The organism is Saccharothrix sp. NBAS 001, from assembly GCF_056640475.1.
Window position 1 is genome coordinate 982,380 of the sequence record NZ_CM153251.1, and the last position, 19,785, is coordinate 1,002,164.

Below are 19,785 nucleotides of genomic sequence, written 5' to 3' on the forward strand. Positions count from 1 at the left end.
TCCCGTGGGCGGTGTCCGGATGGCGGACACCGCCCACGGGCCGTAGCGGGACGTCCGCGCCGAACGATCCCCCTCGGGACGACCCGTCCCAAAAATGCCCGAGGAGGGCGCATGTTGCGGTTATCCAGGCTGCTCGCGGCGGTGTTCGCGGTGATCCTGGCAAGTTCCGGCACGGCGTACGCGCAAGACCACCCGTCGGCGGGCATTCACACCCCGCGCGACGGTTCGTACGCCGCGGTCGGCGAGCCCCTGCTGGTCACCGGCGGCGCGGTGAACGGCGAGGCGGGCGGCATCACGGCGGTCGACGTGTCCGTCGACGGCGGCACGACCTGGCAGCCCGCCGAGACGGTGGCCGAGCAGTGGCGGTTCCAGTTCACCCCCGCCGCCTCCGGTGACCTCACGCTGGTCGCCCGCGCGCACACCCGGTCCACGGTCGGCAACCCCAGCCCGCCCACCACCGTGCACGTGGGCGCGACGCCCGGCCCGCTGCCGCCGATCCACGACGCGACCAACGCGCTGAGCCTGCCGGAGTTCGACAAGGCGCTGGACCCCGACTGGGAGCCGGTCGAACTGGGCCTGAAGTTCCAGGTGGACCGGCCCGGCACGCTGACCGGCGTGACCATCGACCGGGGCACCTACACGGGCGCGATCGAGACCCGCGTCTGGACCGGCACCGGCGAGCTGCTGGTGGACACTCTGTCCGGTGGCCCCGGGCTCGGCCGCCAGTGGGTGTGGTTCCCGACGCCGATCCCGGTCCAGCCCGGCCAGGACTACGTGGTCTCCTACTTCAGCGACTGGTCGTGGCGCTACCAGGCGTCGGAGAACTACTTCACCGGCACGGTCCTGCAGGCCCCGTTCATCGTGAAGCCCGGCGCGGGCGTCTTCCACTACGAGGTGCACGGCGGCTTCCCGACCGACACCTGGCACAACAGCAACTACTGGATCCTGCCCCTGTTCCACGAGTAGCCCTCGCCCGACCTGCGCGGACCGGCGTGGAGCGGCTCCCTGGAGTCGCTCCACGTCGACCGATCGCCGAGGTTTGCGTAGCGTCGAGGGGTGACCTCTGGACTTCCCACGACCGTGGGCGGGCTGCGCGCCGCCGGGTACGCGGTGCGCAGCGTCAAGGCCGAACTGCGCGACAACCTGGTCGAGGCGCTGCGCGCGAAGCGCGACCCGTGGCCGGGCATCGTCGGGTTCGACCGGACCGTGCTGCCGCAGCTGGAGCGGGCCGTCCTGGCCGGCCACGACCTGGTGCTGCTGGGCGAGCGCGGCCAGGGCAAGACCCGGCTGCTGCGCTCGCTGGTCGGCCTGCTGGACGAGTGGACGCCGGTCATCGACGGCGCGGAGCTGGGCGAACACCCGCTGCGCCCGATCACGCCCGAGTCCCGGCGGCGGGCCGCCGAACTCGGCGACGACCTGCCGGTCGCGTGGCGGCACCGCGACGAGCGGTTCGCCGAGAAGCTGGCCACGCCGGACACCAGCGTCGGCGACCTGGTCGGCGACGTCGACCCGGTGAAGGTCGCCCAGGGCCGCAGCCTCGGCGACCCGGAGACCATCCACTACGGCCTGGTGCCGCGCGCGCACCGGGGCATCATCGCCGTCAACGAGCTGCCCGACCTGGCCGAGCGCATCCAGGTGTCGCTGCTGAACGTGATGGAGGAGCGCGACATCCAGATCCGCGGCTACACGCTGCGGCTGCCGCTGGACGTGCTGGTCGTGGCGACCGCGAACCCCGAGGACTACACGAACCGGGGCCGGATCATCACACCGCTCAAGGACCGGTTCGGCGCGGAGATCCGCACGCACTACCCGCTTGAGGTGGCCGCCGAGGTGGCGCTGGTGCGCCAGGAGGCGGAGCTGGTCGCCGAGGTCGGCGACCACCTGGTCGAGGCGGTGGCGCGGTTCGTGCGGCACCTGCGCGAGTCGCCGGCGATCGACCAGCGCTCGGGCGTGTCGGCGCGGTTCGCGGTGGCGGCGGCCGAGACGGTGGCCGCGTCGGCGTTGCGGCGCAGCGCGCTGATCGGCGAGCACCCGCCCATCGCCCGCCCGGTCGACCTGTACTCGGTGCCCGACGTGCTGCGCGGCAAGCTGGAGTTCGAGGCGGGCGAGGAGGGCCGTGAGCACGAGGTGTTGACGCACCTGCTGCGCCGGGCCGTCGCGGACACCGCGCGCTCGGCGTTCGCCGGGCTGAACCTGCGCCCGCTGGCCGAGCTGGTGTCCGACGGCCACCCGGTGACGACCGGCGAGCAGGTGCCGGCGGCGGACGTGCTGGCCGCGCTGCCCGAGCTGCCGGTGCTGCACGACGTGGCGCAGCGGGTCGGCGCGGGCCCGGCGGACCCGCCGGGGCGCATCGCGTCCGCCGTGGAGCTGGCCCTGGAATCGCTCTACCTGACCCGTCAGCTGTCCAAGGACAACGACGACGACCGGACCATCTACGGATGACCGGCTACCGCTACGACCGCTACGTCGACGGGCCCGACCCGCTCGCGCCGCCCACCGACCTGCGGGCGGCGATGGACGAACTCGGGCGCGAGGTCATGGAGGGCGCGTCCCCCGAGTCGGCGCTGCGCGAACTGCTCCGGCGCGGTGTGCCGGGCGCGCGCGGGCTCGACGACCTGACGGCGCGGCTGTGGCAGCGGCGCGCGGCGATCCAGCGCCGGCACCGCCTCGACGGCACCCTCCAGGAGATCCGCCGGCTGCTGGACCAGGCGCTGGAGGCCGAGCGGGCGGCGCTGTTCCCGGACCCGGACGACGACGCCCGGTTCCGCGAGGCGCGGCTCGACGCGCTGCCCCAGGGCACGGCGGCGGCCGTGCAGGAGCTGGCCGAGTACGACTGGCGGTCGTCGCGGGCGCGCGAGTCCTACGAGCAGATCCAGAACCTGCTCGGCCGCGAGCTGCTCGACCAGCGGTTCCAGGGCCTGAAGCAGGCGATGGGCAACCTCGGCCCGCAGGACGTCCAGCGCATCCAGGAGATGCTCGCCGACCTCAACGCGCTGCTCGCCGCGCACGCCCGGGGCGAGGACATCCCGGACCGGTTCCAGGAGTTCATGCGCCGCCACGGCGAGTTCTTCCCGGAGAACCCGAGGACCGTGCAGGAGCTGATCGACGCGCTCGCGGCCCGCGCGGCGGCGGCCCAGCGGATGATGAACTCGATGACCGAGCAGCAGCGCCAAGAACTCAACGCGTTGTCGCAGCAGGCTTTCGGCGACTCCGGGATCGGCTCCCAACTGTCCACCCTGGACTCGTTGTTGCAGGGCCTGCGGCCGGGCGAGGACTGGAACGGTGCGGCGCGCTTCCGCGGCAACCAGCCGCTGGGGCTCGGCGAGGGCGCGCAGGCGATGGCCGACCTGGCCGAACTCGACGCGCTGGCCGAGCAGCTGGCCCAGTCCTACCCCGGCGCGCGGCTGGAGGACATCGACGTCGAGGCGCTGGTCCGCCAGCTCGGCGACGAGGCCGGCGTGGACGCGCGGCGGCTGGCCGAGCTGGAACGCGAGCTGCGGCAGCAGAACCTCCTCGAACGCGCGCCCGACGGCTCGCTGCGGCTGACCCCGAAAGCGTTGCGGCGCTTGGGCGAGACGGCGCTGCGAGGCGTGATCGACAGCGTGCGGGCGCAAGGTCGGCGGGACAACACGCAGGCCGGCGCGGCAGGCGAGCTGCTGGGCAGCACCCGACCGTGGCGCTTCGGCGACACCGAGCCGTGGAACGTGCCGCGCACGATCACCAACGCGGTGCTGCGTTCGGGCGTCGGCGAGATCCGGCTGGACGTCGCGGACGTCGAGATCAGCGAGACCGAGCAGCGGTCCCGGGCGGCGGTCGCGCTGTGCGTGGACACGTCGTGGTCGATGGTGCAGGACGGCCGGTGGGTGCCGATGAAGCGCACCGCGCTGGCGCTGCACCACCTGGTGAGCACCCGGTTCCGCACGGACGCGTTGCAGCTGATCACGTTCGGCCGGCACGCCGAGACGGTCGACATCGGCCAGTTGACGGCGCTGGAAGGCGTGTGGGAGCAGGGCACCAACCTGCACCACGCGCTGTTGCTGGCGGGCAGGCACGTGCGCCGGCACCCGGACGCGCAGCCGGTGGTCCTGGTGGTGACCGACGGCGAGCCGACGGCGCACCTGGAGTCCGACGGCGAAGCCGAGTTCCACTACCCGCCGCTGCCGCGCACCATCGGCAAGACCCTGGTCGAGGTGGACGGCCTGGCCCGGCTGGGCGCGTCGATCACCGTGTTCCGGCTGGGCGACGACCCGAGGTTGACCAAGTTCGTGGACCTGCTGGCGCGGCGCAGCGGTGGCCGGGTGGTCGCGCCCGACGAGGATGGCCTGGGCGCGGCCGTGGTGAGCGACTACCTGAGGTCGCGCCGCAAGCGCTGACCCCGGTCAGCCCTGCCGGGTGTCCGGCCACACCAGGTGCGCGGTCACGCCGCCGGTCGCGGCGAACAGCCGCACGGCGGTCTCCGGTTTCTCGGTGGTGAGCCGGAAATCACCGTCGACGCCGAGCACCTCGGCGTGGTCGCCGAGGTCGATGCCCCACGCGGCGACCCACGCGTCCTCGCGTACCCCGTACTCCTCCACTATGGCGAACAGCCGGGGCGCGTCGCCGTTGACCAGGTCGCGCAGGATCGCGGCGAATTCCTCTTCACCGCACAGCGGTTTCGGCCCGGTGGGCGGGTTCATCGGGTTCCTCCTCGACAGGTTGAATACTGCGACACTATTACTGTCATGTGACGGTAGGAACTGCACGATCGGGTGTATTGCCCAGACCGGTCCTGTCCCGATACTCCTTGCGCCGCAACACAACGCACCGGACTGAAGCGCACCCCGACGAGAGGACCGCCACCGATGGCCGACCAGCCGCCGCCCCTGGCGCGGCGCATCGAACTCGGCGCCCTGCTGCGTACCTACCGGGAACGGGCGGGCGTGGACGCCAACGCCGTGGCCGGCGCGCTCGGCTGGTCGTACGTGCAGAAGGTCGGCCTGGTGGAGAGCGGGAAGCGCAAGCTCGCGGCGGTCGAGGTGACCGTCCTCGCCGACCTGCTCGGCCTCGACGCCGAGGAACGCGTCAAGGTCGTCGAACTGGGCAGGATCGCTCGCAAGCGCGACCCCGGCCCGGCGTTCGCGGCGGACTGGGCGCAGACCTATCTCGCGCTGGAGACGGCGGCCGACCACGTCGAGCTGTTCGCCGAGGAATTGGTGCCGGGCTTGGCGCAGACCGAGGACTACGCCCGTGCGCTGCTCGTCCAGGGCGGGGCACTGGCCCCCGAGGGCGTCGAGGCGGCGGTCCGGCAACGGGCCGAGCGCCGGCGGCGGCTGCTCGAACCCGGCGCGCCGCAGGTCGTGCTGGTGCTGAGCGAATCGGGACTGCGCCGGCACGTCGGCGGTCGCGCGGTGCTGCGCGCCCAACTCGACCACCTCAGGACGTTGGCCGCCCGGCCGAACATCGCGGTCCAGGTGCTGCCGTTCGAGGCGGGCGCGCACCTCGCGCTGGGCACCAGGTTCACCCTGCTCCACATCGGCGATCCCGTGGTGACGTTCGCCTACGTGGAAGCGCTGACCGACGCCGAAATCTACGATCGTCCACCGCACACCGACGTCTATAGACTGGCGTTTGATCGGGCCCGGCGCGCGGCGTTGTCACCTGCCGATTCCCTTGCGCTGCTCGATCGTCTGATCGGAGAACTCGACTGGGCGGAGGCTGCGGGTGGCGGCGGACGGGTTCGGGGAATCGCGGTGGCGCAAGAGCAGTCGTAGTCAGAACGGTGCGGACAACTGCGTTGAGGTCGCGGGCCTGGTGCGTGTGGTGGCCGTGCGTGATTCGAAGAATCCCGCTGGGCCGGTGTTGCTGTTCGGCTCGGCGGCGTTCGCGGGGTTCCTCGGGAGTCTGAAGGGTGAGCGGGCAGATGCCGCCGAATGGTAGGCGGTCAGTGCCGCCGGATGGGTTCGGGGAATCGCGGTGGCGCAAGAGCAGCCGTAGTCAGAACGGTGCGAGCAACTGCGTTGAGGTCGCGGGCCTGGTGCGTGTGGTGGCCGTGCGTGATTCGAAGAATCCCGCCGGGCCGGTGTTGCTGTTCGGCTCGGCGGCGTTCGCCGGTTTTCTCGGGAGCCTGAAGGGCGAGCGGGCGCACGCCGGCCGGTGACGCGAAGGCGGTCAGTGCCGCCAGACGACGGCCCGCAGGTGCTCGTCCGCCGCTGTCGCCGAGCCGGCGATCGTGCCCGAGGCGTTGATGTGGCCCGCGCTGCTCTCCGTGCCGCCGGGCAGGAAACCCAGTGCGGTCACCTCGCCGGTGGCGGACCAGCGGACGGCGTGCGTTTCCTCCTTGTACGGGTTGCGGAACACCGACGAGTGGCCGACCGCGACACCGGCGTCGTTCACGGCCCGTGCCGATGACGCTGTCGTGGTCGTCGGTCGCCCTCGGGTAGGACTCGACGCGCCCCGGCGGGATGGCGAGCAGCGTGGCCCGGCTGCCGAGCAGCGGTTGGAGCGCGGTGACGGTGCCGTCGGTGTTCCAGCGCAGGCCGTGGTACTCCGTGCCGCCGTACGTGTAGCTGGTGATGGCACCCCGGCGGCTGATGTCGACCGACCTGCTGTGCGGGTTGGTGTCGCCGCGCGGGACGGGCAGCGCCGTGATGGTGCCGTTGCGGCTCCACTTCACCGCGCGCGCGGTGACGGGGGTGTGCCAGAAACCCTTGAAAGACTGGCCGATGACCATGCCGGCGTTGTCGAGGCCGGCCACGTCGGCGTCCGTGTCGCCGGGCAGGGTGCCCAGGTCGGCCACAACGCGAGTGGGAGTCGATTCTCATGCGGTCACGCACCTTTTCCGGGATGTTTTCGATCCGGCGGAACAGGTGGGCGAGCGAAACGGTGTGCGGGTGATCGACCCGGGGAAAGGATGCGGCAGGAAATCGGTTCTCCCGTTCGGCGGGGACGCGGCACCGGATGGCCCGGGTGCGCCAATCGCGACGGTTCGGGATTTCGATCCGCCGATTCGGGCGGCGGTCGCCACCTGCGGATTTCCGGCGGGTCCGGAATTCGTCGCCGGCCGGTGCAACCGCCCACTGGTCCCGTCCCGTCCTGGCAGCGACGGACGACGGCGGCGCGAGGAGGTCGGGACCGGTGAACCGGGTGGTGCTCGCAGTGGTGGTGGCGGGAGCGTTCGCGGTGGGTGGGTGTGGTGCCGGGAAGGGCGCGGAGCAGGTGGCGGGCGACCCGCCGAAGTCCACGTCGGCCACGGTGACGCCGACCAACGACCCGGCGGCCGAGGCCGCCGCGTCCGCGCTCGGACCGTTGCTGGAGACCGGTTTCCCGCAGACCTACGCGGGCGTGCGGCTCGACGGCGACCGGGTGGTCGTCTATCGGTTGCCCGATCCGGCGCTGGACGACGCGGCGCGCGCGGCGGTGCACGGTGCCCGGCTGGACCTGGCCGACGCGAAGTTCCCGTTGAGCCGGCTCAAGGAGGTGACCGACCGGATCGCGGCCGACGCCGAGTACTGGAAGACCAGGAACGTGCGGATTTCCACGTGGGGTCCGGCGGTCGACGGCTCGGCGGTGAACGTGACGACCGTGGACGGCAGCGACGCGGACCGCGCGGCGCTGGCCGAGCGTTACGGCGCGGACGTCGTCCGCGTGTCGAAGGGCGATTTCCCGACGCCCGCCCCGGCTCCGGCGACGGGCTGACGCCCCCGCCGCCGGGCGAGCGCCTGGTGGCGGCGTCGGTGTCAGGTCGCCCGGCGCTCCAGGCCGTCCAGGATCGACCGGAGGCCGAGTTCGAACAGGGCGTCCAGGTCGAGGTCGTAGCCGGTCTTGGCGAAGGTGGCCATGAGGCGGGCGAACGTCGGGTGGGCCGGGGCGAGCCGGCCGAGGTTGCGGGCCTGGCCGTCCATCCACTGCTCGGTCGACAGGCCGGTCGCGCCCTCGGCGTTGGCCTCCCGCTCCAGGTGCACCGACAGGCCCAGGACGTGGCTGTAGAGCAGCACGTTCAGGTCGAACGTGGTGGTCGGGTCCAGGCCGAGCTGGTCGAGTCCGCCCAGCACCCACTCCGAGTACGCCAGCAGGTTGGGCACGACCAGCGGCCGGGTCAACGGCCCGAGCTGGGCCAGCCACGGGTGCTCGCGGTGCAGTGCCCACAGCGCGCGGACGCCGGTCTCGACCCGCGTCCGCCAGTCGGCCGGCGGTGGGCCGGGCAGGCGTGCCTCGCCGAACACCGTGTCGGCCATCATCAGCACCAGGTCGCCCTTGCTCGCCACGTGCCGGTAAGGCGACATGGCCGCGACGCCGAGCCGGGCCGCGATGCCGCGCATGGACAGGGCGGCCAGACCTTCGGCGTCGGCGATGCCGATCGCCGCGCGGATCACGCGTTCCCGGGTCAGCTCGTGTTCGGGGGCCGCCGCGGTGCGCGGTCGGGGCCGGGCGGAGGCCACGACGGTGCCGACCCGGGGCTGCGCCTCGACCAGCCCTTCCTGGCGCAGCGTGGTCAACGCCTTGGTGGCGGTGGCGAGCGCGACGTCCCAGTCCTTGGCGACCTGCCGGGCCGACGGCACCCGGTCGCCGGGGGCCAGGTCGCCGTCGGTGATGCGGCGCTTGATGTCGGCCACGATGCGCTGGTAGGGCGGGATCATGTCGTGCCTCCTCCTGTACTAGTACAGAACCTAGCAGCAATGAGGCTCTGAGCAGGGGTTTATTGCGCTAGTACAGCGTTGTGAACGGCTGTGCGTACTGCGTAAATTCAGTCGCGTACCGCACCGACGAGGAGGACTCCCGATGAAGACCGCGCTCATCTCCGGCGCCGGCGTCGCAGGTCTGGCCGCCGCCCACTGGCTGCACCGCAACGGCTACGCGCCCACCGTCGTGGAACGCGCGCCCGCGCTGCGCCCCGGCGGCCAGGCGATCGACGTCCGGGGCGTCGCGCTCGACGTGCTGGACCGGATGGGCCTGCTCGACCGGGCACGGGAACTGCGCACCACGATGGGCGGCATGTCGATGCTCGACGCCGACGGCACCGAGCAGTGGCGCTCGACCGAGGCGACCTTGAGCGCCGGCCGCCTGGACAGCGACGACATCGAGGTGCTGCGCGACGACCTCACCGCGCTGCTGCACACCAGCGCGCAGGACGGCGTCGACTACCTGTTCGGCGACGCCATCACCGGCCTCGACCAGGACGACGACGGCGTGCGCGTCACCTTCCGCGAGGCCGGACCCCGCACGTTCGACCTGGTGGTCGGCGCGGACGGGCTGCACTCGGCGGTGCGCCGGCTCGCGTTCGGCCCGGAGGAGCGGTACCTGCACCACCTCGGCGCGTACGTGGGCGTGTTCAGCACCGACAACTTCCTGGACCTGGACGACTGGCAGGTGTGGGTGCACAACGACACCCGCACCGCGAGCTACTGCGTCTACCCGGCGCGCGGCAACACCGAGCTGCGCGCCACCCTCGGCTTCGCGTCCGACCCGCTCGACCACGACCGCCACGACACCGGGCACCAGAAGTCGCTGATCGCCGACCGGTTGGCCGACCTGCGCTGGGAGACGCCCAAGCTGCTCGACGCCATGTGGGCCGCCCCGGACTTCTACTTCGACGCGATGGCCCAGGTCCGGATGGACCGCTGGTGGCAGGGGCGGGTCGTGCTGGTCGGCGACGCCGCGCACTGCGCGTCCCCGCTGTCCGGGCAGGGCACCAGCCTGGCCCTGGTGGGCGCGTACGTGCTGGCCGACGAACTCGGCCGGGCGGCCGACCAGCAGGCCGGGCTGACCGGGTACGAGGAGCGGCTGCGGCCGTTCGTCGCGGTCAACCAGGCGCTGGCCACGGAGAACCCCGGGCAGGGCGCGTCCGAGGAGTCCATGGAGCAGGCCAAGCACGCGATCAGCCTGGACGCGCCGCGAGAGGTCTAGCTGTACTGCCCTGTGAGGTTGGGAGCGCGGCCGGCGGGTGGTGGGCCGTCGAGTGCGGTGGGCCGGGGTGGTGATTGTCGGTGTGCGGCCATCGGGGCAGCGCTTCGCGACGCTCGGTTTCCGGGGTGCGGGGACGGGCGGGGTCGCGGTGGGCGGAACTGTTGCGGCCGCCCGCCGCGCGTCGCAGCGGCCACAGGTCGTCCACGGCACACCGGGCCGGACGCAGCCTGCCGGTCGGGGTCGACGGTGCGTCGGCGTGGAAAACGAGGGCCTCCGTGGCCGGTGCAGACGTCGCAATCCACACCGAACCCGGAGGCCCTCCCTCATTCCAGGATCATCCGACTACGTGTCCCCACGTCCACAACCTCCTCGGGCAGTACAGCTAGCCCGGCCGGTGACCGGTGGGTGACGCCGGTTCGCCCGGTCGGGTCTGCTCGACGGCGTGGTGCAGCGCGGCGATGAAGGCCGTGGTCGCGGGCGGGTCCGGCGGGTCGCCGTAGGTGGCCAGGTAGACGTGCCGTTGGAAGCCGCGCAGGGCGCTGGCCTCGATCCCGGGCGCGTGGTGGGTGCGCAGGGCCAGCCCCGGCATGGTGGTCACGCCCATGCCCGCCGCCACCAGCGCCTGCTGGACGATGATGTCGTCGCTGGTGTAGGCGATGGGCGGGACGAAGCCCGCCTGGTCGCAGGCGTCGAGGAACTCGCGCCGGCAGTTCTCGCAGCCCGCGATCCAGGCCGAGTCGCGGTTGCCCGCCAGCGTCTGCTCGGGTTCGAGGCTGAGCAGGTACATCGGGTCGTCGAACAGGTGCGTGGCGCGGACGTCGGCCGGGGGCGCGTCGTCGTAGCGGAAGACGACCGCGACGTCGACCTGGCCTGCGCGCAGCAGGTCGAGCGCCACGCGCGGGTGGGCCTCGATCAGGTGCAGGTCGATGCCGGGGTGCTCGCGGCGCAGGGTGCCCGCCGCGTGCGGCACCAGCGCGGCGAGCGCCGATTGGAAGCCCGCGACCCGGACGCGGCCGGTGCGCAGGCCCACCATCGCCGACAGCTCCGCGGCGGCGGTGTCGACCCGGCCGACGATCTCGGCGGCGCGGCGGGCCAGGTGCTCGCCCTCCGGGGTGAGCCGGATGCCCCGGCCGACCCGCTGGACGAGCCGGGCGCCGGTCGCGGCCTCCAGCCTGGCCAGGTGGTGGCTGACGGCGGGCTGGGAGTAGTTCAGGTGCTTGGCGGCCTTGGTGACCGAGCCGTGCGCGGCGATCGCCGCGAGGACCCGTAACCGCAGGATGTCCAGCATGCATCGAGGATACGCATGAGTTCGCCCAAGTATTGGCATTGGACGAATGGGTTGTCGGCGAGGGAGGCTGATCAGGACGGAACCGCCGAGCGAAGGAGGACGCGGCCATGACCCGCTCACTGGTGACGCTGACCGACCTCGTCACGGCGGTGCGCCGGGCGGTCGACGTGCGGGCCGGCTGGTCGGACACCGCGGACCTGGTCGCCGACCAGCTCCGCGCGCACCTGCCCGGCCCCGGGATCCTGACGCCCGAGCAGCGCCTCGGCCTGCCCGACCGGGTCGCGGGCCACCTGCTGCACGTCGAGCCGGACGGGGCGTTCTCCGTCCTCGGCCTGGTCTGGCGTCCCGGGCAGAGCACCCGGATCCACGACCACATCACCTGGTGCGTCGTGGGCGTGCTGGCCGGCGTCGAGCACGAAGAACTGTTCGACGAAGCGCTCAACCCCGTCGGCACGCGGGACAACGCCACCGGTGAGGTCGGCGGGTTCGCGCCGCCCGGTGACATCCACCGCATCCGCAACGTCGGCGACGAGACCGCTGTCAGCCTGCACGTCTACGGCACCGACATCACCCGCGTCGGGTCCAGCGCCCGCCGCTACTACGACTGAGGGGCTCGAACCATGGACCAGAACGCCATCGACGAGGTGCTGAACCGCCCGTACAGCCAGGAACTGCTGGCCCGCGACCTGGCCAGGCTGGCCTTCACCGCACTGGACGACACGCCCCGGGCGATCCCGATCGGAATCGTCTGGAACGGCGCGGAGATCGTCATGTGCACCGCGACGAACGCGCGCAAACTCGCCGCGCTGCGCCGCAACCCCGCGGTAGCGCTCACGATCGACACCGAGTCGCACCCGCCGAAGGTCCTGCTCATCCGGGGCCGCGCGGAGCTGGACGCCGTGGACGGCATCCCGGACGAGTACCTCCAGTGGAACGGCACCTACGAGATGACGCCCGAGCAGCGGGCCGAGTGGGAGGTGGGCGTGAAGTCGCTCTACGAGGGCATGGTCCGGATCGTGGTGAAGCCGACCTGGGTCAAGCTGATCGACTTCGAGACCACCCTGCCCACCGCCATCGAGGAACTCATGCAGCGGCAGAAGGAACGCCAGTCCGCCTGAACCCGCCGTCGAAGCCGGGAGCACCCGGCCCGGAAGGAGACCACCATGAACGAGACCGACCGGCAAGGCCCCGGCCGCGGGACGATCCGGCGGATGGACAACGTCGCCATCGTCGTCGACGACCTCGCGGCGGCGAAGGCGTTCTTCGCCGAACTCGGACTGGAGCTGGAAGGCGAGGCGACCGTCGAGGGCAGCGAGGTGGACCGCCTCGTCGGCCTTGAGGGGGTCCGGTCGGACATCGCGATGATGCGCACCCCGGACGGCCACGGGCGGATCGAACTGACCAAGTACCTGACGCCGCCGAGCCGAGAGGGCGATCCGCGCGCGCCGACGAACATCTTGGGCGCGCACCGCGTCATGTTCGCCGTCGAGGACATGGACGACATCCTCGAACGGCTGCGGCCGCACGGAGCCGAACTCCTCGGCGAGCTGGTGCAGTACGAGAACAGCTACCGGCTCTGCTACCTGCGCGGCCCCGCCGGCATCGTGATCGCGCTGGCCGAGCAGATCGGGTGACCTGCGGTGACCGGGTAGTCGGCGGGTCGGAAGTCGCGGAGCCGGCGGGCCGTCCGGGCATCATGGATACCGACGGTATTTCAATACTGATGGTCTGCCAAAGTACGCTGAACGGGTGCCCAGACTGACCCGAGCGGAAAGCCAGGCCCGCACCCGCGACCTGCTCACCGGGACCGCCCAGCGGCTGTTCCTGCGCGACGGCTACCACGCCACGTCGCTGGAGAAGGTCGCCGAGGCCGCCGGTTTCTCGAAGGGCGCGGTCTACTCGAACTTCCGCAACAAGGACGAGCTGTGCCTGGTCGTGGTCGACCGCCTGTACGCGGAGCGGATCGCCGAGATCGGCAAGGCGTTCAGCGGCGGCACGCTGGAGCAACGGCTGCGCGCGTTCGAGGAGTACGCCGAAGGGATGCTCGGCGACGCGCCGCGCACCCAGTTCGAGGTCGAGTTCGCGTTGCAGGCCCGCCTGAACACCGGCCTGCAAGCCGAACTCGGCCGCCGCGACGCACTGGTCGTGCGCGCCCTCGAAGACCTGATCCGGGTGCAGTGCGAGGAGTTCTCCCTCGCCCCGCTGCTGCCGCCGCACGAACTCGCGCGGACGTTGCTCAGCCTGGGCATCGGGTTGGGCGTCCAGCGGTTCGTGGTGCAGGGCGTCCTGCCCGTTCGCGTGCTCACCGACACCGTCCGGGCGTTGCTCGGCACCTGACCGGCGGCAACTCCGGGCAGCAGTCCACCGGGAGGCGCGGTGGAAGGTCGGTGCCGGCAGGCTCTCGCTCACCCCGGCCGGCCCCGGTCCGCGCGGAATGCCGAAGCGTCCGGACGGGCACGGCCACCGTGTCGGCGGGCGGTCCGCCGAAAGGAGCGCTGTGCGGCGGGCGCGGCCGGCACACTCGCCACCTGTTCGGCCACCGGAGGTGCGGGTGTCGCCTGGGATCGGGAAGGTCGTGGCGTGGTCGGCCGTGGCGTCGGCCGGGATGCCGCTGCTCTACGGGCTCGCGTTCGGACTGGCCTGGCTGACCGGGCTCGTCCCCGCCCTGCCGTGGCTGTACCCGGTGCTCGTGCTGCCGGTGCTCGTGCTGCCGGCCGTCGCGAACGTGGGGCCGTCGACCGTGGTCCGACTGGAGTCCGACCGTCACCCGACCGTGGTCGTCGCGTCCGTCGCGGTGGCGGTGGCGGCGATCTGCTTCCTCGTCATCGCGCCCGGACGCGCCCTGGCGAGCCGGGGCGACGTGGAGGACTGCGCGGTCGACCGGTTCGACTCGCAGCCGACGCAGGACGGCGGGCGGGACGGGTTCGCGGTGCTGAGGTGCCCGAGCGGGCGCACGTCGACCACGTTCCGCACCTTCGACCTCGCCGTCGGCGACCGGGTTTCGGTGGCGTTCCACCCCGACGACGCCGGCCTGTCGCTGTCGGTGGACCGCCCCGCGCTGCGGTTCGTCGAACGGGTGGCGTGGGTGAGCGCGTCGGTGGTCGTGGCGACGCACCTGGTCAGCGGCTGGTGGTTCGTGCGAAACCGCCGCCGGACCCGCGCGCCGTAGTCGACGTCCTCAGTCCGGTTTCGAGTTCCGGTCCGTCGGCGCGAGCGCGGTTTCGGTCGTCTCGTCCGGTCGGACGTGGCGCTTGCCCGGCCTGGCCAACGAGAAGTGCGCTTCTTCGCGCATCCGCTCGACCATGTGCGGGTAGTGCAGTTCGAACGCCGGGCGCTCCGAGCGGATCCGGGGCAGTTCGGTGAAGTTGTGCCGGGGCGGCGGGCAGGACGTGGCCCACTCCAGCGAGTTGCCGAAGCCCCACGGGTCGTCGCGCTCGGCCGGGTCGCCGAAGCGGTAGCTGCGCAGGACGTTCCACACGAACGGCAGGACCGACGCGCCGAGCAGGAACGCGCCGATGGTGGAGATGGTGTTCATCGTGGTGAACCCGTCCGACGGCAGGTAGTCCGCGTACCGGCGCGGGAAGCCGAGGTTGCCCAGCCAGTGCTGGATCAGGAAGGTCAGGTGGAACCCGATGAACGTGGTCCAGAAGTGCAGCTTGCCCAACGGCTCGTCGAGCATCCGCCCGGTCATCTTCGGGAACCAGAAGTAGATGCCCGCGTACGTGGCGAACACGATCGTGCCGAACAGCACGTAGTGGAAGTGCGCGACCACGAAGTACGTGTCGGTGACGTGGAAGTCCAGCGGCGGTGACGCCAGCAGGATGCCGGTGAGCCCGCCGAGCAGGAACGTGACCAGGAAGCCGACGCTGAACAGCATCGGCGTCTCGAACGAGAGCCGGCCCTTCCACATCGTGCCGATCCAGTTGAAGAACTTGATCCCGGTGGGCACCGCGATCAGGAACGTCATCAGCGAGAAGAACGGCAGCAGCACCGCCCCGGTGGCGAACATGTGGTGCGCCCACACCGCCACGGACAGCGCCGCGATGGCGAACGTGGCGAACACCAGTCCTTTGTAGCCGAACAGCGGTTTCCGGCTGAACACCGGGAAGATCTCGCTCACGATGCCGAAGAACGGCAGCGCCACGATGTAGACCTCGGGGTGCCCGAAGAACCAGAACAGGTGCTGCCACAGGATCACGCCGCCGTTGGCCGGGTCGAACACGTGCGCGCCCAGGTGCCGGTCGGCGGCCAGGCCCATCAGCGCGGCGGTCAGGATCGGGAACGCCAGCAGGATCAGGATGCTGGTGACGAAGATGTTCCAGGTGAAGATCGGCATCCGGAACATGGTCATGCCGGGCGCGCGCAGGCAGCACACCGTGGTCACCATGTTGACCCCGCCCAGGATGGTGCCCAGGCCGCTCACCGCCAGCCCCATGATCCACAGGTCCGCGCCGATGCCGGGGGAGTGCACGGCGTCCGACAGCGGGGTGTAGGCCGTCCAGCCGAAGTCCGCCGCACCGCCCGGCGTGACGAACCCCATCACCACCATCGTGCCGCCGAACAGGTAGAGCCAGTACGAGAACGCGTTCAGCCTGGGGAACGCCACGTCCGGCGCGCCGATCTGCAACGGCAGGATGTAGTTGGCGAACCCGAACAGGATCGGCGTCGCGTACAGCAGCAGCATGATCGTGCCGTGCATGGTGAACAGCTGGTTGTACTGCTCGGTGGACAGGAACTGGAGTCCCGGCCGGGCCAGTTCGCCGCGGATCAGCAGCGCCATCAGGCCGCCGATCATGAAGAAGGCGAACGACGTGGTCAGGTAGAGCAGGCCGATCTGCTTCGGGTCGGTGGTCTTGAACAGGCCGAGCAGCACCGAGCCGAGGGGCCGGCGGCGGGCCGCTCCCGGGTAGACGATCACGGGTTCCGGCTTGAGCGCGGTCATGCCACCGCCTCCCTCGTCCCGATGACGTGAGCCACCTCACATGGTCCACCTGATCGGGTACCGGGGCAATCGCTCAGCCGGGCAGCTGTTCGGCCGACGACCGGGGCTCGGGCGGCGCGGCCGGCGGGGCGATCTGCTCGGACGCGCGTTCGAGGAACCGCAGCAGCTCGACCGGGAACGGCAGCACCAGCGTCGAGTTCTTCTCCGCCGCCACCTCCACGATGGTCTGGAGCAGCCGGAGCTGGAGCGCGGCGGGTGTCGCGGCCATCTGCGCCGCCGCCTCGGACAGCTTCCGCGACGCCTGCAACTCGCCGTCGGCGGTGATGACCCTGGCCCGCCGCTCACGCTCCGCTTCCGCCTGCCGGGACATCGACCGCTTCATGCCCTCCGGCAGCGCCACGTCCTTGATCTCCACCCGGTCTATCTCGACGCCCCACGCCATCGCCGGGTTGTCGATCATCAGCTCCAGGCCCTGGTTGAGCCGTTCCCGGTTGGACAGCAGGTCGTCCAGCTCGCTCTTGCCGATGATGGACCGCAGCGAGGTCTGGGCGACCTGGAGCACGGCGAACCGGTAGTCCTCGATCGTGACGATCGCCTTCACCGGGTCGGTCACCTTGAAGTACACCACCGCGTCGACACGGACCGTGACGTTGTCGCGGGTGATGCCGTCCTGCGCCGGGATCGGCAGGGTGACGATCTGGAGGTTGACCTTCTTCAGCCGGTCCACGCCGGGCACCACCAGGGTCAGACCGGGGCCGCGCAGCGCCTGCCGCACCCGGCCGAACCGAACACCAGACCCTGTTCGTACTGCTTGACCACGCGCGCACTGGCACCCAGGCCGAGCACGGCGGCTCCGAGGACGGCTAACACGACGTCGAGGATCATGGCCATCATCTCCCACGATCAGGGTACGCCCGACGTCCCGCCAGGCGGACGTCCGCTTGAACCCGCGAGTTAGGGTCGATTCCATGCAGACCTGGTCATCCACCCCTGTTCCGCGGGTAGCGGGAGAGCCACGCCCGTTGCGGCTGCACGACACGTCGACCGGCGAGGTGCGCCCCACCGCCCCCGGTGACACCGCCAGGCTGTACGTCTGCGGCATCACCCCCTACGACGCGACCCACCTCGGACACGCGGCGACCTACCTGACGTTCGACCTGGTCCACCGGGTGTGGCTGGACAACGGCCACGAGGTGCACTACGTCCAGAACGTCACCGACGTCGACGACCCGCTGCTGGAGCGCGCCGAGCGCGACCAGGACGACTGGGTGGTGCTCGCGATGCGCGAGACGGCCCTGTTCCGCGAGGACATGGTGGCGCTGCGGGTCCTGCCGCCGCGCGAGTACATCGGCGCGGTGGAGGCCATCCCGGAGGTCGTGGAGGCGGTCGCGAAGCTCCTCGCGGACGGCGCGGCGTACCGGGTGGACGACCCGGATCACCCGGACGTGTACTTCGACCACACCGCGTCCGGCCGGTTCGGCTACGAGTCGAACTACGACGAGGCCACCATGCTGGCGTACTTCGGCGAGCGCGGCGGCGACCCGGACCGGCCCGGCAAGCGGCACCCGCTCGACGCCCTGCTGTGGCGCACCGCGCGGCCCGGCGAGCCGTCGTGGCCGTCCGAACTGGGCGCGGGCCGGCCGGGCTGGCACATCGAGTGCAGCGCGATCGCCCTCAACCGCCTGGGCACCGGGTTCGACGTCCAGGGCGGCGGTTCCGACCTGGTGTTCCCGCACCACGAGTTCAGCGCCGCGCACGCCGAGGCGCTGACCCGCGAACACCCGTTCGCGCGGCACTACGTGCACGCGGGCATGATCGGCCTGGACGGCGAGAAGATGTCGAAGTCGCGGGGCAACCTGGTCTTCGTCTCCAAGCTCCGGTCCCAGAAGGTCGACCCGAACGCGGTGCGCCTGGCGCTGTTCGCGGGCCACTACCGCGACGACCGCCCGTGGACCGACGCGCTGCTGGCGCGGGCGCAGGAGCGGCTGGCCACGTGGCGGCGCGCGGCGGCCCTCGACGCGGCGCCGTCGGCCGAGGCGACCGTCACCCGCCTGCGCGACCACCTCGGCAACGACCTGGACACCCCGGGCGCGCTGGCGGCCCTGGACGCGTGGGCCGCGCAGGCCCTGTCCACCGGAGGAAAGGACGAGTCCGCGCCGAAGCTGTTCCGCGACGCCGTGGACGCCCTGCTCGGCGTGGAGCTGTAGCGGCACCGGCGGTGGGGCGCGGTTCCGGCCGGGCCGCGCCCCACAGCCGGTGCTGCCGCTCGGCCGTCCGGCGCGCCCGCTCGACCAGTTCGCGCGCCTCGTCCTCGCGGTGGAGCAGGGTCAGCGCGTGGCGGAGGTCGTCGGCCATGACGACCGCGCGCGGGTGGTCGGGCCCGAACGTCGCATCGGTCAGTTCCACCGCGCGCCGCAGCAGCGGCTCCGCCTCGGCCGCCCGGCCGAGCCCGCTGAGCAGGTTGCCCAGGTCGTTCAAGCTCATCGCCACCTCCGGGTGTTCCGGCGGGTGGTGCGCGGGTCCGTGGACCTGCTCGCCGATCTCCAGCGCCCGCAGGTAGAGCGTGAGCGCGTCGGCCGAGCGGTCCGGCTCGTCCAGCACGGCACCGAGGGTGGCGAGCTGTTCGGTGGTCATCGGCGAATCGGTTCCGTGCCGCGATTCCTGCACCGCCAGCGCGCGCTCGGCGGGAGCAGCGCGCGCCACGTAGTGGTCCACGAGCACGCCCACCGCGTTGTTGAACGCGATCGGGTCGGCCGCGGTCCCGGCGAGCGGCGGCGGCAACCGGTCGGGGTGCAGCGTGAACAGGTCCAGCGGGACGGGTTCGGGAGCCAGGTGGGCGAGCAGGTCGAGCAGCCGGCGTTCGGCCGCGCCGAGTTCGGCCAACGACAGGTCCCACAGCGTCGCCAGGGTCCGCTCGTGGCCGGCGACCTTGCCCTGCCGGATCACCTCGGTGGTCCGGGTGGCCGGCAGGTCGAGGTAGGTGGCGGCGGGCAGGCCCGTGGTCTTGATGTAGGCCGCCGCCTGCTCGATCGCCGGCGGCAGGTCGCCGAGCGGCTCCGCCAGTCGCGCGGCCTCGCCGGGGGTCGCGTCCGGGACAGCAGCGCCACGCTGTCCGCCCGGTCCAGGACGTCCAGGTCGACCACCGCGCCCAGGGCGTCGAAACCCCCGCGCCGGGTGGTGATCAGCACCCGGCCCGCGTACCGGTAGGCGTACTCGTTGGCCGGTTGGGTCTTGCCGACGCCGCCCATGCCGCGCACCGACTTGACCGCCACCGTTCCCGCCGTCCGGTGTCCAGCAGCCGTTGCCGGGTGGCCGGCTCGGACAGTCCGAACAGGTCGGTCGACACGATCCCGGCCGGCAGGCCCGGCCGTGCGCAGTCCGCGACCCGCAGCACCACCAGCTTGCGCCGCTCGCCCAGCGGGTCGTCGCGCCACGCCGCCTGCCACTCGGCCTTGCCGTAGACCGAGGACAGGTACGCCTCCGACAACACCGCGATCGTCCGTTCCGCGGCGCGGACGCCCTGGTCCATCCGGTCGACCAGGTTCGCGCCGGGCACCATGTCCCACGCCTGGAACAGCACCCGGTGGCCGGACCGCTCCAGTTCCCAGGCGATCCACTCGGCCCACGCGCGGTCGGCATCGGTGTACGAGACGAAGAAGTCCCACTGCACCCC

General features: G+C 71.9%; 20 protein-coding genes and 2 pseudogenes. 14 read left to right on the plus strand and 8 right to left on the minus strand.

Annotated elements, in window-relative coordinates:
* Positions 1 to 111 precede the first annotated feature (111 nt).
* The 3 genes from AC0HI0_RS04390 (at position 112) to AC0HI0_RS04400 (ending at position 4,373) form a co-directional block, all read left to right on the plus strand.
* Entirely contained in the window at positions 112 to 966 is an 855-nt protein-coding gene (locus AC0HI0_RS04390; RefSeq protein ID WP_480930945.1) for a DUF4082 domain-containing protein, read from the plus strand.
* A gap of 90 nt (positions 967 to 1,056) precedes the next feature.
* Complete coding sequence (locus AC0HI0_RS04395) at positions 1,057 to 2,442, plus strand: ATP-binding protein (RefSeq protein WP_480930946.1); 1,386 nt, start codon at positions 1,057 to 1,059, stop codon at positions 2,440 to 2,442.
* The gene (locus AC0HI0_RS04400; RefSeq protein ID WP_480930947.1) at positions 2,439 to 4,373 is read left to right on the plus strand and encodes a vWA domain-containing protein; all 1,935 of its coding nucleotides are present in this window, start codon (positions 2,439 to 2,441) and stop codon (positions 4,371 to 4,373) included. Before AC0HI0_RS04395 ends, AC0HI0_RS04400 begins: the two co-directional genes overlap by 4 nt.
* A gap of 6 nt (positions 4,374 to 4,379) precedes the next feature.
* Here the strand turns inward: AC0HI0_RS04400 and AC0HI0_RS04405 are convergent, their stop codons facing one another.
* Positions 4,380 to 4,676: a hypothetical protein gene (locus AC0HI0_RS04405; RefSeq protein ID WP_480930948.1), complete on the minus strand. Its 297-nt coding sequence runs from the start codon at positions 4,674 to 4,676 to the stop codon at positions 4,380 to 4,382.
* 165 nt (positions 4,677 to 4,841) lie between these two features.
* On the opposite strand from AC0HI0_RS04405, the gene AC0HI0_RS04410 reads away from it, so the two are divergent.
* Genes AC0HI0_RS04410 through AC0HI0_RS04420 form a run of 3 tightly spaced genes read left to right on the plus strand, consistent with a single transcriptional unit; the run spans position 4,842 to position 6,136 of the window.
* Positions 4,842 to 5,750 (plus strand): helix-turn-helix domain-containing protein, encoded by a 909-nt coding sequence (locus AC0HI0_RS04410; protein WP_480930949.1) that lies wholly within the window; start codon positions 4,842 to 4,844, stop codon positions 5,748 to 5,750.
* Entirely contained in the window at positions 5,701 to 5,916 is a 216-nt protein-coding gene (locus tag AC0HI0_RS04415; protein WP_480930950.1) for a DUF397 domain-containing protein, read from the plus strand. Before AC0HI0_RS04410 ends, AC0HI0_RS04415 begins: the two co-directional genes overlap by 50 nt.
* Positions 5,900 to 6,136 carry a DUF397 domain-containing protein gene (locus AC0HI0_RS04420; protein WP_480934252.1) on the plus strand — a complete coding sequence of 79 codons (237 nt, stop codon included), beginning with the start codon at positions 5,900 to 5,902 and terminating at the stop codon, positions 6,134 to 6,136. The genes AC0HI0_RS04415 and AC0HI0_RS04420 overlap by 17 nt, the downstream gene beginning before the upstream one ends.
* 11 nt (positions 6,137 to 6,147) lie before the next feature.
* On the opposite strand, the gene AC0HI0_RS04425 is transcribed toward AC0HI0_RS04420, so the two are convergent.
* Entirely contained in the window at positions 6,148 to 6,372 is a 225-nt protein-coding gene (locus tag AC0HI0_RS04425) for a hypothetical protein (RefSeq protein ID WP_480930951.1), read from the minus strand.
* A gap of 741 nt (positions 6,373 to 7,113) precedes the next feature.
* On the opposite strand from AC0HI0_RS04425, the gene AC0HI0_RS04430 reads away from it, so the two are divergent.
* Entirely contained in the window at positions 7,114 to 7,674 is a 561-nt protein-coding gene (locus AC0HI0_RS04430) for a hypothetical protein (RefSeq protein WP_480930952.1), read from the plus strand.
* A gap of 41 nt (positions 7,675 to 7,715) precedes the next feature.
* Here the strand turns inward: AC0HI0_RS04430 and AC0HI0_RS04435 are convergent, their stop codons facing one another.
* Positions 7,716 to 8,615: a TetR/AcrR family transcriptional regulator C-terminal domain-containing protein gene (locus tag AC0HI0_RS04435; RefSeq protein WP_480930953.1), complete on the minus strand. Its 900-nt coding sequence runs from the start codon at positions 8,613 to 8,615 to the stop codon at positions 7,716 to 7,718.
* Positions 8,616 to 8,757: 142 nt separating this feature from the next.
* On the opposite strand from AC0HI0_RS04435, the gene AC0HI0_RS04440 reads away from it, so the two are divergent.
* Positions 8,758 to 9,882, plus strand: coding sequence for an FAD-dependent monooxygenase (locus tag AC0HI0_RS04440; protein WP_480930954.1), 1,125 nt, complete (start codon positions 8,758 to 8,760; stop codon positions 9,880 to 9,882).
* A 382-nt stretch (positions 9,883 to 10,264) separates the two neighbouring features.
* Here the strand turns inward: AC0HI0_RS04440 and AC0HI0_RS04445 are convergent, their stop codons facing one another.
* A complete protein-coding gene (locus AC0HI0_RS04445) occupies positions 10,265 to 11,170 on the minus strand; it encodes a LysR family transcriptional regulator (RefSeq protein WP_480930955.1) in 906 nt (301 codons plus the stop codon).
* A gap of 107 nt (positions 11,171 to 11,277) precedes the next feature.
* On the opposite strand from AC0HI0_RS04445, the gene AC0HI0_RS04450 reads away from it, so the two are divergent.
* The 5 genes from AC0HI0_RS04450 to AC0HI0_RS04470 all read left to right on the plus strand — a co-directional run bounded on the left by AC0HI0_RS04450 (position 11,278) and on the right by AC0HI0_RS04470 (position 14,339).
* On the plus strand, positions 11,278 to 11,778 hold the full coding sequence (locus tag AC0HI0_RS04450; RefSeq protein ID WP_480930956.1) for a cysteine dioxygenase family protein: 501 nt from the start codon (positions 11,278 to 11,280) through the stop codon (positions 11,776 to 11,778).
* Between the two features lie 12 nt (positions 11,779 to 11,790).
* Positions 11,791 to 12,288, plus strand: coding sequence for a pyridoxamine 5'-phosphate oxidase family protein (locus AC0HI0_RS04455; RefSeq protein WP_480930957.1), 498 nt, complete (start codon positions 11,791 to 11,793; stop codon positions 12,286 to 12,288).
* Positions 12,289 to 12,333: 45 nt separating this feature from the next.
* On the plus strand, positions 12,334 to 12,804 hold the full coding sequence (locus AC0HI0_RS04460) for a VOC family protein (RefSeq protein WP_480930958.1): 471 nt from the start codon (positions 12,334 to 12,336) through the stop codon (positions 12,802 to 12,804).
* Positions 12,805 to 12,919: 115 nt separating this feature from the next.
* On the plus strand, positions 12,920 to 13,507 hold the full coding sequence (locus tag AC0HI0_RS04465) for a TetR/AcrR family transcriptional regulator (RefSeq protein WP_480930959.1): 588 nt from the start codon (positions 12,920 to 12,922) through the stop codon (positions 13,505 to 13,507).
* Positions 13,508 to 13,721: 214 nt separating this feature from the next.
* Positions 13,722 to 14,339: a hypothetical protein gene (locus tag AC0HI0_RS04470; RefSeq protein ID WP_480930960.1), complete on the plus strand. Its 618-nt coding sequence runs from the start codon at positions 13,722 to 13,724 to the stop codon at positions 14,337 to 14,339.
* A 9-nt stretch (positions 14,340 to 14,348) separates the two neighbouring features.
* On the opposite strand, the gene ctaD is transcribed toward AC0HI0_RS04470, so the two are convergent.
* Together ctaD and AC0HI0_RS04480 are read right to left on the minus strand one after the other, a co-directional pair.
* Positions 14,349 to 16,112: an aa3-type cytochrome oxidase subunit I gene (gene ctaD / locus AC0HI0_RS04475; protein WP_480930961.1), complete on the minus strand. Its 1,764-nt coding sequence runs from the start codon at positions 16,110 to 16,112 to the stop codon at positions 14,349 to 14,351.
* A 73-nt stretch (positions 16,113 to 16,185) separates the two neighbouring features.
* Positions 16,186 to 16,997: pseudogene (locus AC0HI0_RS04480) on the minus strand (SPFH domain-containing protein).
* Between the two features lie 83 nt (positions 16,998 to 17,080).
* On the opposite strand from AC0HI0_RS04480, the gene mshC reads away from it, so the two are divergent.
* Positions 17,081 to 18,319, plus strand: coding sequence for a cysteine--1-D-myo-inosityl 2-amino-2-deoxy-alpha-D-glucopyranoside ligase (gene mshC / locus AC0HI0_RS04485; protein WP_480930962.1), 1,239 nt, complete (start codon positions 17,081 to 17,083; stop codon positions 18,317 to 18,319).
* A gap of 70 nt (positions 18,320 to 18,389) precedes the next feature.
* On the opposite strand, the pseudogene AC0HI0_RS04490 reads toward mshC, so the two are convergent.
* Together AC0HI0_RS04490 and AC0HI0_RS04495 are read right to left on the minus strand one after the other, a co-directional pair.
* A pseudogene (locus tag AC0HI0_RS04490) lies at positions 18,390 to 18,746 on the minus strand (tetratricopeptide repeat protein); the annotation flags it as partial.
* A gap of 547 nt (positions 18,747 to 19,293) precedes the next feature.
* On the minus strand, positions 19,294 to 19,782 hold the full coding sequence (locus AC0HI0_RS04495; protein WP_480930963.1) for a toll/interleukin-1 receptor domain-containing protein: 489 nt from the start codon (positions 19,780 to 19,782) through the stop codon (positions 19,294 to 19,296).
* Positions 19,783 to 19,785: the final 3 nt, after the last annotated feature.

Excerpts from the sequence above, each read along its gene's own strand:
- AC0HI0_RS04390 (WP_480930945.1), top strand. The coding sequence starts at position 112 with ATGTTGCGGTTATCCAGGCTGCTCGCGGCGGTGTTCGCGGTGATCCTG.
- AC0HI0_RS04400 (WP_480930947.1), top strand. The coding sequence starts at position 2,439 with ATGACCGGCTACCGCTACGACCGCTACGTCGACGGGCCCGACCCGCTC.
- AC0HI0_RS04405 (WP_480930948.1), bottom strand. The coding sequence starts at position 4,676 with ATGAACCCGCCCACCGGGCCGAAACCGCTGTGCGGTGAAGAGGAATTC.
- AC0HI0_RS04410 (WP_480930949.1), top strand. The coding sequence starts at position 4,842 with ATGGCCGACCAGCCGCCGCCCCTGGCGCGGCGCATCGAACTCGGCGCC.
- AC0HI0_RS04420 (WP_480934252.1), top strand. The coding sequence starts at position 5,900 with ATGCCGCCGAATGGTAGGCGGTCAGTGCCGCCGGATGGGTTCGGGGAA.
- AC0HI0_RS04435 (WP_480930953.1), bottom strand. The coding sequence starts at position 8,615 with ATGATCCCGCCCTACCAGCGCATCGTGGCCGACATCAAGCGCCGCATC.
- AC0HI0_RS04440 (WP_480930954.1), top strand. The coding sequence starts at position 8,758 with ATGAAGACCGCGCTCATCTCCGGCGCCGGCGTCGCAGGTCTGGCCGCC.
- AC0HI0_RS04445 (WP_480930955.1), bottom strand. The coding sequence starts at position 11,170 with ATGCTGGACATCCTGCGGTTACGGGTCCTCGCGGCGATCGCCGCGCAC.
- AC0HI0_RS04450 (WP_480930956.1), top strand. The coding sequence starts at position 11,278 with ATGACCCGCTCACTGGTGACGCTGACCGACCTCGTCACGGCGGTGCGC.
- AC0HI0_RS04455 (WP_480930957.1), top strand. The coding sequence starts at position 11,791 with ATGGACCAGAACGCCATCGACGAGGTGCTGAACCGCCCGTACAGCCAG.
- AC0HI0_RS04460 (WP_480930958.1), top strand. The coding sequence starts at position 12,334 with ATGAACGAGACCGACCGGCAAGGCCCCGGCCGCGGGACGATCCGGCGG.
- ctaD (WP_480930961.1), bottom strand. The coding sequence starts at position 16,112 with ATGACCGCGCTCAAGCCGGAACCCGTGATCGTCTACCCGGGAGCGGCC.
- mshC (WP_480930962.1), top strand. The coding sequence starts at position 17,081 with ATGCAGACCTGGTCATCCACCCCTGTTCCGCGGGTAGCGGGAGAGCCA.